This is a genomic window from Pseudomonas fragi, assembly GCF_025426255.1.
Lineage (GTDB): Bacteria > Pseudomonadota > Gammaproteobacteria > Pseudomonadales > Pseudomonadaceae > Aquipseudomonas > Aquipseudomonas kulmbachensis.
Map to the genome: position 1 here is coordinate 183,691 of NZ_CP104861.1, position 11,390 is coordinate 195,080.

Sequence of the window (11,390 nt, forward strand, 5' to 3'; positions counted from 1 at the left end):
CTTTTTTCGCTCAGGGTTGCGGTTGCCACGGGCAGTAGCAGCCTACGGCCATGGTGTGGGTGGCCTTGACCGGGCGACCTTCGCTCAGGGCTTGGAGGATCGGCTCGATAAAGCTGTTGCTGGCGTTGCAGGTAGCGCCTTCACTGTAGGGACCGAAGTAGGCCAGTTGGCCGCTGCGGTCCCAGATGGCCACCGCCGGGCTGGCGCTCAGGTGCTCGGCGCCGGGCACGCTGGCCAGGGGTTTGAGCGCGCCCAGGGTGGCAGGCAACTGACCGTGGGTGCCGGGCTTTTGCACTGAATAGAACTCGACGCCTTGCGGTACGTAATGAGCCAGCAATTCACTGAGGTGTTGCTGGTTGCCGACGTTGCACGGGCAGGCCGGATCCCAGAAGTGCACCACGCGGATGGCGCCCGGGCCGGACAGTTCGGCAGGCAGGCTCAGGACGTCCCCGGCAAACAGCGCGGTCTGATCGCTGAAGGTACGAATGTAACGGCTTTGAAACCAGTCATAAGCGAGCCACAACCCCACCGCGCAGATCAGCGTCAGCAGGCAGGCCAGCAGGGTTTTCAATGTGGGCACCGGCATGCAAAAGCTCCTTGAAGGCCGCGTAGCTTGCCATGCTTGACCTGACAGATGAATATCGATGGTCTATAAAGCCTGTTTTGCGCAGTTGCGCCCTGTCTGGAAGCCCTTATGCCTGCCCCGTTTGCCCCCGATTCCTTGCGCGCCAGCCTGCAGTCGTTGGTCGCGGGCCAGCCGTTATCGAGTGAGGGGCTGGCGTATCAGCATTTTTATGGGCTGGACTTTCCTCATCGCCCGGTTCCACTGAAACGCCAGTTGGGGCGCTTTAGTGCGGCCGGTTATGAACTGGTCAGCCAGGTGTGGTGGCCTGAGTCTGCACCGGTGGCGACGCTGTTTGTGATTCACGGTTTTTACGATCATATGGGGCTGTATCGGCACGTGATCGAGTGGGGCTTGAACCGGGGGTTTGTGGTGATTGCCTGCGACCTGCCGGGGCACGGGCTGTCGAGTGGGGAGCGGGCCAGTATTGATGATTTCGCGCAGTACCAGGCAGTGCTGCAAGGATTGTTTATCGAGGCGCAATCGCTGCAATTGCCGCAGCCTTGGCATCTGTGCGGGCAAAGCACGGGTGGCGCGATTGTGCTCGATCACCTGTTGCACTACGGGCAGCAAAGCCCGGCTCAGGGCCAGGCGATTTTGCTCTCGCCACTGGTTCGGCCACTAGGCTGGCGCTGGTCCAAACTCAGCTATTACCTGCTACGCCCTTTCGTCAAAGCGATCGCCCGCCGCTTTAGCGAGAACTCTAACGACCCGGATTTTTTGCCGTTCCTGCAGGCAGATCCACTGCAGCCGGTACGTCTGCCGACGGCGTGGGTGGGCGCGCTGGCACGCTGGATTCCGCGTATTGAAGGTGCGTCACCGAGTGCGCGTCAGCCGTTGGTGATTCAGGGGCAGGCCGACAAAACGGTGGATTGGCACCATAACCTTGAAGTGTTGAACGCCAGGTTCAATCAGCCACAGGTGCTGTTATTGCCCGAGGCGCGGCATCATCTGGCCAATGAAACAGCCGAGATTCGCGGGCAGTACTTCGCGTTTTTGGATAAGTATTTTTGAGGTTGATACAATCATGTGTAGCCGCTGCAGCAGGCAGCGATCCTGCTGTTGGGCCCTTGTCGCAGCCTGCGGCAGCGGCTACAGAGATACTTCAGCGTGGGAGCGAGCCTGCTCGCGAAAATCATTCGCGAGCAGGCTCGCTCCCACTGGGGCTTGACCTGGAACAGAGTATCTACAGGCTTTGGCCTACCGCCAACCCGGCGCGGATCGCGGCCAAGGCTGCCTGATAATAGGTTTTGCCTTCAGGTGACTGGGCGAAGGTGACGAATTCTTCCAGCTCCGGGTCAGACAAATCGCGATACACGTAGAGCAAAGTGTTATCCAGCTCGCCCGCGATCTGGTCCATCAACCGCTGGCGCTGGCCATTCAACATGCCTTGCGCCTGGCCGCCGCCCAACAGTCCCGGGATCATCGAACTCAAACTGTCAGCGGCTACCCCGGCAATCGCCAGGCTGACTTCCGCACCTGCTTCACGGGCGGGTAGCGCGCGGGATAAATGATTAATCAGCAACTGGCGGGTGGCGCTGGCCTCCATACGTGGCAAGCCTTGGGCGTGCTTGGCCAGTTGATCGCGACGGGTGGCGAGCAGTTCAGCGGCCACAATTTTGCGGCCCAATGGCGACTGAAAAAAGCTCAGCGCAGGATCAGGATCCGGCAGGTGTTTGCGCATCTGGTCTTTGGCTCGCTGATCCATTGCAGCAGGCGCAAAACGCTGGTTGCTGTTGTTGACCAGGGCCTGATACACGGCAGGCGGCAAATTGCTGCTATAGCGTTGTTGGGCGGCGCTGAGGGCGTCATTGAAATGCGCGCGTTGTTGCGGCCAGCCAGCGACCGTAAACAGATCATCAAGGTTGTCTGCCAATGCGGGTAACGTACAAAACATCATCAACAGTAAAAACAAACGGCGCATGAGGGACTCCTGTCTGCAGGGCGCTATTGTCCGGGTGTGGCGTAGGACTTGTCGAGAATTCGTATCTCTCTAATCGGCTTAAAATGCGCAGGTCAATTATTTCGACGTTGCCAGCCAGACGGAGCTGTCAGATTCTGAGGCGGCTCGATACTATGCGCGCCATGCAAATACCCTCTGATCACCCGCTGTTGCTACGCATCGTCGACGACCTGTACGCGCAGGGATGGTCACAGCAAAATATTTTTCTGCCCGAGGCTTTGACCCTCGAACTGGCGGCTGAGTGCCATAAACGTTCTGCTGAGGGTGAATTGACCCCTGCAGCGGTTGGGCGCGGTCTGACGCAGGAGGTCCGCGAGGGTATCCGCGGGGACCATATCCAATGGCTGGAGCCGGGAGAAGCTCTGGCCTGCGACAGTTATCTGGAGCTAATGGAAAGCCTGCGAATCGCCATGAATCGCAGGCTTTTTTTGGGCCTGGAGGACTTTGAAAGTCACTTTGCACTGTACCCGCCCGGGGCTTTTTACCTGCGGCACCTGGACCGTTTTCGCGACGATGACCGGCGCATGGTGTCGGCCGTGGTGTACCTCAATCAGGGCTGGTTGCCCGAGCACGGCGGACATTTGCGCATGTACCTGGACGGAAATGTCGACTATGACGTGCTGCCGATCGGTGGTTGTCTGGTGGTGTTTCTTTCGGGTGAAATCCCTCACGAAGTGATGCCCGCCACCCGTGACCGTCTGTCGCTGACCGGCTGGTTTCGCCGTCGCGCTACCGAGATTTTTGTATGACCCACAAACTGTTGATCAGCCGCTGCCTGCTGGGCCATCGTGTGCGCTACGACGGCGGCGCCAGCGGTCCGTACGCGCAGTTGGCGCAATGGCAGGCCGAAGGCCGAGTGATAGCCTTGTGCCCGGAGGTTGCGGGCGGCTTGCCCACGCCCCGTGCAGCGGCGGAGATACCCGGCGGCCAAGGCGTTGAAGTGCTCGGCGGTATGGCGTCAGTGATCACCGCAACCGGTGAGGACGTGACCGAGGCGTTTGTGTCAGGAGCCCATCAGGCGCTGGAGCTGGTGCAGCAGCACGGTATCCGGATTGCTATTCTCAAAGCCAACAGCCCGTCTTGTGGTAATCGGCTGACCTATGACGGCAGCTTTAGCGGCGTCAAGGTCGAGGGCCAGGGCGTGACTGCGGCGTTGCTGACCCGTGCCGGCGTTCAGGTGTTCAGTGAGCTGGAGTTGGAAGAGGCGGCCAAAGCGCTGGCAGCGCTGAGTTGCGCAACGAACCCTTAACTTTGAAGGTCCTTCGGCCCTTTTCGCAGCCTTCGGCAGCGGCTACAACGGCTGTGTATTTTCACCCGGAAATGAGTTCAGGTAACATTCGTCTCCACTTTGCCCAGGGATACAACGATGACTGACAAGCCCAAACCACAGCCTTCGGTAGTTGCTGAAAGTGCCGACTCGGCACTGCACCATATCGTTGATGGTTTTTTGCACTTTCATCACGAAATCTTCCCTGAACAAGAAGCCTTTTTCAAAAAACTCGCCACGGCGCAAAACCCGCGTGCGATGTTTATCGCCTGTGCCGATTCGCGCATCGTGCCGGAGTTGATCACCCAGAGTGCACCGGGTGATTTGTTCGTGACGCGTAACGTCGGCAATGTTGTACCGCCTTACGGTCAGATGAACGGTGGCGTTTCGACGGCGATCGAGTACGCGGTGCTGGCACTTGGCGTGCAACACATCATCATTTGCGGGCATTCCGATTGTGGCGCGATGCGTGCGGTGCTTAACCCCGCCAGCCTGAAAAAAATGCCGACGGTCAAAGCCTGGCTGCACCATGTAGAAGTGGCCAAGACCATGGTGCAGGACAACTGCAATTGCGCCAATGAAGCCGAAAGCATGCACGTGCTGACCGAAGAGAACGTGATTGCCCAATTGCAGCACTTGCGCACCCACCCGTCGGTGGCGTCACGCATGGCCAACGGGCATCTGTTTATTCATGGCTGGGTGTACGACATCGAAACCAGCGAGATCAAGGCTTACGACGCCGACAAGGGGGCTTTCCTGCCGCTGGACGGCACCAGCCCGATCCCGAGCGCGACGCCTAAGGCGCGGTTTTAAACAGCATGAACTGTGGGAGCGAGCCTGCTCGCGAATGGCCTTCGCGAGCAGGCTCGCTCCCACAGCTGAAGTCTTCCTGCAACCACTGTTACAGCGCCAGGCCCACGCCCAATTGCTTGGACAGGCACGGCCAGCGCTTCCAGGCAGCGCCCGTCTGCGGGCTGGTCAGGCGCTCGCGATAGGCTTCGACCGACTCCAGGGCAAAGCTTTCGTCGTTGAGCATCTGGTCAACAGCGTGATGCACGGCCGCATCGAGTTGGTTGGCAAACGCTTCGCCGATCAACTGGTGGGCAATCAGGTTGGCCACGGTCATGTCCAGCGGGATCAGCGGCTGCTGGAAGTGTTTGATGTAGAGATCGTTAACCTCTTCAACCAGCCTGTGCGCCAGGTAAGCCTCGTCCAGCAACCCTTCCAGCCCTTCGTGGCCTGCGAGCAGCGGCAGTGGCTGAGCAAAGAACTGCTCGGCGATTTTCAGTATCGGCTTGATTTGCGACTCGATTCCGGCTTCGAGGGCGACCTCATGGGCTGCATCGAGCAAATCGGGCACCTGGTCGATATAGGCGCTGACGAAACGTGTCATCACTACATTACGGTCGACTTCAGGTAACTGAATGGCGGTGTGAAGGTGTGGCAGTTGAGCAGCCAGGTGCTTGGCGAGCAGGCCCGTTTCGGCCTCATGTTCTTGGGCACGCGAGATCTGCACGCGGATGGCGGCGGTGTTCATTGGAACTCCAGGGGAGGGGGGTGCTAAGGAAAGTACTTTAAAAGTAGCCCTCCTCAAGTCAAGGAGAGGTTTTTTTCAGGGTGAGTATTGTTATTCATTTTGTGACCGGGCAGTGAGTGCCATTTGTCGATGGGCCTTATTTCATTGTTTTCACCCCTCGCATTGCGGGGTTGGGCTCGGTGTCTATACTCGTTTTTGTAACCGTTTTTTGATGACGCCCGACTGCTTGAGCAGACGAGGCTCGGCGGTAAGAGTTCGCAGGTTTTAAAACCGCCCCCTTGTAGCGCTGCCCGTTACACAGATGCAGACCGGCGCAATAACAAGAAAAATAAAGGGGAACACCGCGATGCGACATCCACACCTATGGATGGGCCTGCTGTTGTGGTCAGTGTTCAGCCAGGCACAAGCGGCCTGGACCGTGAACATGACGCCGGGTGCGACTGAAGTCAGCCATGCGGTATTCGATCTGCACATGACCATCTTCTGGATCTGTGTGGTAATCGGCATCATCGTCTTCGGTGCCATGTTCTGGTCGATGATCGTTCATCGGCGCTCAACCGGTCAGCAAGCGGCCAAGTTCCACGAGAGCACCACGGTCGAAATTCTCTGGACCGTTATCCCCCTGATTATCCTGATCGCGATGGCCGTGCCTGCGACCAGAACCCTGATCAATATCTACGACAGCAGTGAATCGGATGTGGATATCCAGGTCACCGGCTATCAGTGGAAATGGCATTACAAATACCTGGGCCAGGACGTCGAGTTCTTCAGCAACCTGGCCACTCCCGCCGAGCAAATTCATAACCTGGCCCCCAAGGGCGAGCATTACCTGCTTGAAGTCGATGAGCCACTGGTATTGCCGATTGGCGCCAAAGTGCGGTTTTTGGTGACCTCGGCCGATGTTATCCACTCCTGGTGGGTGCCGGCCTTTGCAGTAAAGCGTGACGCCATTCCGGGCTTTATCAACGAGGCCTGGACCCGCGTCGAGAAGCCCGGCATTTATCGTGGCCAGTGCGCTGAGCTGTGCGGCAAGGACCACGGGTTTATGCCGATTGTGGTCGATGTCAAAACCCGCGCCGATTACGACGCCTGGCTGACCGAGCGCAAGGCCCAGGCCGCGCAGCTCAAGGAGTTGACCAGCAAGGACTGGACCCTCGACGAACTGGTGGCCCGTGGCGACAAGGTCTACCACACAGCCTGCGTGGCCTGTCACCAGGCCGAAGGCCAGGGCCTGCCGCCGATGTTCCCGGCCCTCAAGGGGTCGCCGATTGCCACCGGCCCTGTCGCCGATCACCTGCACCGCGTGTTCTTCGGTAAACCGGGGACTGCCATGGCTGCTTTCGGCAAGCAATTGTCGGAAGTCGATATCGCCGCCGTTGTCACTTACGAGCGCAATGCCTGGGGCAATAACAAGGGCGACATGGTGACGCCAAAAGACGTACTGGCGCTCAAACAGGCGCAAGGCAAATGAGCCGCTCAGGAATGTGCGCGCACAACGGTCGGGGGCAACGTGCCGCTGGCTTCTTGGTCCAGCTGTTTGCAGGAGTCAGGACATGAGTGCTGTTATCGATGACCACGGGCATGCAGACGGTCAGGCACATGGCCCGGCCAAAGGCCTGATGCGCTGGGTATTGACCACCAACCACAAAGACATCGGCACCTTGTACCTGTGGTTCAGCTTCTGCATGTTCCTGCTCGGCGGTTCGTTCGCCATGGTGATTCGCGCCGAACTGTTCCAGCCCGGCTTGCAGATCGTGGCCCCGGCGTTTTTCAACCAGATGACCACCATGCACGGACTGATCATGGTCTTCGGCGCGGTGATGCCGGCGTTTGTCGGCCTGGCCAACTGGATGATCCCGCTGATGATCGGCGCGCCGGACATGGCCTTGCCGAGGATGAACAACTTCAGTTTTTGGCTGCTACCCGGAGCATTCTTGCTGCTGGTGTCGACCTTGTTCACCGCAGGTGGCGGACCGAACTTCGGCTGGACTTTCTACGCGCCGCTTTCTACGACATATGCACCCGAAAGCGTGACTTACTTTATTTTTGCCATTCATTTGATGGGTATCAGTTCGATCATGGGGGCGATCAACGTGATCGCTACCATTCTCAATTTGCGTGCCCCCGGCATGACCCTGATGAAAATGCCGCTGTTTGTCTGGACCTGGCTGATCACGGCGTTTCTGCTGATCGCGGTGATGCCGGTGCTGGCCGGGGTGGTGACCATGATGTTGATGGATATTCACTTCGGCACCAGCTTTTTCAGTGCGGCGGGGGGCGGTGACCCGGTGCTGTTCCAGCATGTGTTCTGGTTCTTCGGCCACCCCGAGGTGTACATCATGATCCTGCCGGCCTTCGGTGCCGTCAGCGCGATCATTCCGACCTTCTCGCGCAAGCCATTGTTCGGTTACACCTCGATGGTCTACGCCACGGCCAGTATCGCGTTCCTGTCGTTTATCGTGTGGGCGCACCATATGTTTGTGGTCGGGATTCCCTTGGTCGGCGAGTTGTTCTTTATGTACGCCACGCTGCTGATTGCAGTGCCGACCGGGGTCAAGGTGTTCAACTGGGCCAGCACCATGTGGCAAGGCTCGCTGACCTTTGAAACGCCGATGCTGTTCGCCGTGGCCTTTGTGATTCTGTTCACCATTGGCGGGTTCTCCGGGTTGATGCTGGCCATTGCCCCGGCGGACTTCCAGTACCACGACACCTATTTTGTGGTGGCGCATTTCCACTATGTACTGGTGCCGGGGGCGATTTTCGGGATCTTCGCGTCTACCTACTACTGGCTGCCGAAATGGACCGGCCACATGTACGACGAAACCTTGGGCAAGCTGCATTTCTGGTTGTCGTTTGTGGGCATGAACCTGACTTTTTTCCCGATGCACTTTGTGGGTCTTGCGGGCATGCCGCGGCGGATTCCGGACTACAACCTGCAATTTGCCGACTTCAACATGGTGTCGTCGATTGGTGGATTCATGTTTGGCGCTACGCAGTTTTTGTTCCTGTTTATCGTCATCAAATGCATTCGCGGCGGTCCGAAAGCACCGGCAAAACCGTGGGACGGTGCCGAAGGTCTGGAATGGAGCGTGCCCTCGCCCGCGCCGTATCACACCTTCACCACACCGCCGGAAATCAAGTGAACAGCTCACACAAAGCGTCTGTGCCCGCTTCGCGGTCGATCGCAGCCTGCGGCAGCGGCTACAGGTATGGAGGGCGCTTATGAGCAGCTCAACACCCATCAAACGCCTGGTCCTGCGCCTGTTGCTGATGGTGGTGGTGATGTTTGCCTTTGGCTTTGCCCTGGTGCCGATTTACGACGTGATGTGCAGAGCCTTTGGCATCAACGGCAAGACCGCCGGGCAGTACGAAGGAGAACAGGTGGTCGACCCGAGTCGTCAGGTTCGGGTGCAGTTCTTGTCCACCAATGCCATAGACATGGTTTGGGAGTTTTACCCCAAGGGCGATCAATTGGTGGTCAATCCAGGCTCGGTCAACGAGATGATCTTTGTGGCCTACAACCCCACCGATCACCCGATGTCGGCGCAAGCGGTGCCGAGCATTTCACCCGCTGAGGCGGCGCAGTATTTCCACAAGACCGAATGCTTTTGCTTTACCCAACAGGTGCTGCAACCGGGTGAGCGGATCGAAATGCCGATGCGCTTTATCGTCGACCGGGCCATGCCCAAGGATGTGAAACACCTGACCCTGGCTTACACGTTGTTTGATATCACTGCTCGCCATCCTCCCGTTGCCGCTATTACCGGCAAGGACGCTGACCAGCCTTCCCGATAAGGAGAAAGCCCCATGGCAACTCATGATCAGTACTACGTCCCGGCGCAAAGCAAGTGGCCGATCATTGCCTCGGTGGGCCTGCTGGTCACGGTGTATGGCCTGGGGACATGGTTCAACGATCTGAAGGCCGCGCGGCCTGAATCCCATGGTCCGCTGATCTTTTTTATCGGCGCCCTGATCGTGGCGTACATGATGTTTGGCTGGTTTGGCGCGGTGATCAAGGAGAGCCGTGCCGGGCTCTACAGCACGCAACTGGATCGCTCGTTTCGCTGGGGCATGACCTGGTTTATTTTTTCCGAGGTGATGTTCTTTCTCGCGTTTTTTGGTGCGCTGTTTTATGTCCGCCACTTTGCTGGCCCGTGGCTGGGCGGCGAAGGCAGCAAGGCGGTGGCGCACATGCTGTGGCCCGACTTTCAGTTTGCCTGGCCCTTGCTGCACACCCCCGACCCCGCCCTGTATCCACCGCCCAAGGGCACCATCAGCCCGTGGGGTTTGCCGTTGCTCAATACGGTGTTACTGGTCAGTTCCAGCGTCACCCTTACCATCGCCCACCACGCACTGAACAAAGGCCATCGCGGGGCCCTGAAGTTCTGGTTGGGGCTGACGGTGTTGCTGGGTGCAGGCTTTTTAGGGTTTCAGGCCGAGGAATATATCCATGCGTACACGGAGCTGGGGCTGACTCTGGGCTCCGGGATCTACGGCGCTACGTTCTTTATGCTCACCGGTTTTCACGGTGCCCACGTGACCATTGGCGCGCTGATTTTGCTGATCATGCTGATTCGTATCGTGCGCGGGCATTTTACGGCTGAGCACCAGTTCGGGTTTCAGGCCGCGACCTGGTATTGGCACTTTGTAGACGTGGTGTGGCTCGGCCTGTTTTTGTTTGTTTACGTGCTATGACGCGCTTTCGCCCCGGCATGGCGCCTACCCTGGTGGTGTTGGCGTTGCTGCCGATATTAGTGTTTTTGGGTTTCTGGCAGCTTGGCCGCGGCGAGCAAAAACGTGTACTGCTCCAGAGCTACGCCGAACGGCAGGTGGCCGCGCCGGTGACAGTTGGCCAACTCCTCAACCTTGACGAACCGGCCTTTCGCCGGGTGCAACTGCGCGGGCATTTCGATGGGCAGCACAGCCTGCTGCTGGATAACCGGGTACGTGACGGCCAGGTCGGCGTCGAATTGCTGCAGCCGTTTCAGGATCAGGCCAGCGGCCAGTGGCTGTTGCTCAATCGCGGCTGGCTGCCGTGGCCGAGCCGTCGCACGCCGCCGCAGTTCAGCACCCCCGAACAGATTCTGGATGTTCAGGCCTGGGTCTACGAGTCGCCGGGCGCGCCCTTTCAACTGAGCGCTGATCCATTGGATGCGCCTTGGCCACGGCTGGTGACGGCAGTCATGCCTGCAAAGTTGTGGGTCGAGCTGGGCCGCGAAGGCTTTGCCGATGAGGTACGTATCGCTCCCGGTCCCGCTGCCTATCAGGCCGACTGGCCGCTGATTTCCACGGGCATGGGCCCGGAAAAACACACCGCCTATGCCGTGCAATGGTTCGCCATGGCGCTGGCGTTGCTCGGTCTTTATCTGTACCTCGGTTGGCACACTGCTCAGGAGAAACGCCATGGGAACGGCCATCAATCCGCCTGATACCGCGCGCACCCCGTCCCCGGCTACACGACGGCGCGGGCGGTTGCAGTTGATCCTTATCTTGCTACTCACTGTCGGCCCGATGGTGCTGGCCACGGGCATGTACAAACTCAAGTTCTGGGTGCCCGAGAGTCGCAGCTATCACGGCGAACTCATAGGCAATGGGCAAAGCCTAGCCGCCCTTGGGGTGGCGTCCGACGAGCAGCGCTGGCAACTGCTGGTGACGGCGCCCCAAGGTTGCGCTGCGGATTGCCAGCAGTTGGTGTATCTGGCGCGCCAACTGCAAATCGGCCTGGGCCGCGATGCCTCACGTGCGACCCACGGGTTGGCGGTCGCGCAGCCGGTGGACGCGGCCTATGGAGCCAAACTGCAACTCGAATACCCGCAGTTACAGCGCTACAGCCTGGACTTGCCGACTTATACACAGGGCGCAGAAGGCAACGGTGCGGCGCAACTGTGGATCGTCGACCCCCACGGCAATCTGGTGCTGCGCTACGGCCCAGGGGTTATTGGCAAGGACGTGCTCAACGACCTGCGCCATCTGCTGAAGCTGTCCAATATCGGATAGAGGG

13 protein-coding genes are annotated in these 11,390 nt (G+C 58.9%); 10 read left to right on the forward strand and 3 right to left on the reverse strand.

The features are described 5' to 3' along the window. Positions 1-10: 10 nt before the first annotated feature. Complete coding sequence (locus N7D90_RS00925) at positions 11-586, reverse strand: DUF6436 domain-containing protein (protein WP_261740477.1); 576 nt, start codon at positions 584-586, stop codon at positions 11-13. A 108-nt stretch (positions 587-694) separates the two neighbouring features. On the opposite strand from N7D90_RS00925, the gene N7D90_RS00930 reads away from it, so the two are divergent. Beyond that, the gene (locus tag N7D90_RS00930) at positions 695-1,636 is read left to right on the forward strand and encodes an alpha/beta hydrolase (protein ID WP_261740478.1); all 942 of its coding nucleotides are present in this window, start codon (positions 695-697) and stop codon (positions 1,634-1,636) included. 172 nt (positions 1,637-1,808) lie between these two features. Here N7D90_RS00930 and N7D90_RS00935 read toward each other — a convergent pair whose 3' ends face one another. Further along, complete coding sequence (locus N7D90_RS00935; RefSeq protein ID WP_261740479.1) at positions 1,809-2,546, reverse strand: DUF2059 domain-containing protein; 738 nt, start codon at positions 2,544-2,546, stop codon at positions 1,809-1,811. Between the two features lie 152 nt (positions 2,547-2,698). On the opposite strand from N7D90_RS00935, the gene N7D90_RS00940 reads away from it, so the two are divergent. The 3 genes from N7D90_RS00940 (at position 2,699) to N7D90_RS00950 (ending at position 4,665) form a co-directional block, all read left to right on the forward strand. Continuing rightward, complete coding sequence (locus N7D90_RS00940; protein WP_261740480.1) at positions 2,699-3,334, forward strand: 2OG-Fe(II) oxygenase; 636 nt, start codon at positions 2,699-2,701, stop codon at positions 3,332-3,334. After that, a complete protein-coding gene (locus tag N7D90_RS00945) occupies positions 3,331-3,834 on the forward strand; it encodes a DUF523 domain-containing protein (protein WP_261740481.1) in 504 nt (167 codons plus the stop codon). Before N7D90_RS00940 ends, N7D90_RS00945 begins: the two co-directional genes overlap by 4 nt. 117 nt (positions 3,835-3,951) lie before the next feature. Continuing rightward, positions 3,952-4,665, forward strand: a complete 714-nt coding sequence (locus N7D90_RS00950; protein ID WP_261740482.1) for a carbonic anhydrase — start codon at positions 3,952-3,954, stop codon at positions 4,663-4,665. Positions 4,666-4,753: 88 nt separating this feature from the next. Here N7D90_RS00950 and N7D90_RS00955 read toward each other — a convergent pair whose 3' ends face one another. After that, on the reverse strand, positions 4,754-5,389 hold the full coding sequence (locus N7D90_RS00955) for a hypothetical protein (RefSeq protein WP_261740483.1): 636 nt from the start codon (positions 5,387-5,389) through the stop codon (positions 4,754-4,756). Between the two features lie 346 nt (positions 5,390-5,735). Between N7D90_RS00955 and coxB the strand changes: the two genes are divergently transcribed. The 6 genes from coxB to N7D90_RS00985 all read left to right on the forward strand — a co-directional run bounded on the left by coxB (position 5,736) and on the right by N7D90_RS00985 (position 11,386). Then, complete coding sequence (gene coxB / locus N7D90_RS00960; RefSeq protein WP_261740484.1) at positions 5,736-6,860, forward strand: cytochrome c oxidase subunit II; 1,125 nt, start codon at positions 5,736-5,738, stop codon at positions 6,858-6,860. 82 nt (positions 6,861-6,942) lie between these two features. After that, a complete protein-coding gene (gene ctaD / locus N7D90_RS00965) occupies positions 6,943-8,532 on the forward strand; it encodes a cytochrome c oxidase subunit I (protein WP_261740485.1) in 1,590 nt (529 codons plus the stop codon). Positions 8,533-8,611: 79 nt separating this feature from the next. Then, a complete protein-coding gene (locus N7D90_RS00970) occupies positions 8,612-9,184 on the forward strand; it encodes a cytochrome c oxidase assembly protein (RefSeq protein WP_261740486.1) in 573 nt (190 codons plus the stop codon). Between the two features lie 12 nt (positions 9,185-9,196). Next, positions 9,197-10,084, forward strand: coding sequence for a cytochrome c oxidase subunit 3 (locus tag N7D90_RS00975; protein ID WP_261740487.1), 888 nt, complete (start codon positions 9,197-9,199; stop codon positions 10,082-10,084). Then, complete coding sequence (locus tag N7D90_RS00980) at positions 10,081-10,818, forward strand: SURF1 family protein (protein ID WP_261740488.1); 738 nt, start codon at positions 10,081-10,083, stop codon at positions 10,816-10,818. Before N7D90_RS00975 ends, N7D90_RS00980 begins: the two co-directional genes overlap by 4 nt. Next, positions 10,793-11,386 (forward strand): hypothetical protein, encoded by a 594-nt coding sequence (locus N7D90_RS00985; protein ID WP_261740489.1) that lies wholly within the window; start codon positions 10,793-10,795, stop codon positions 11,384-11,386. Before N7D90_RS00980 ends, N7D90_RS00985 begins: the two co-directional genes overlap by 26 nt. The last annotated feature ends 4 nt before the right edge of the window (positions 11,387-11,390 follow it).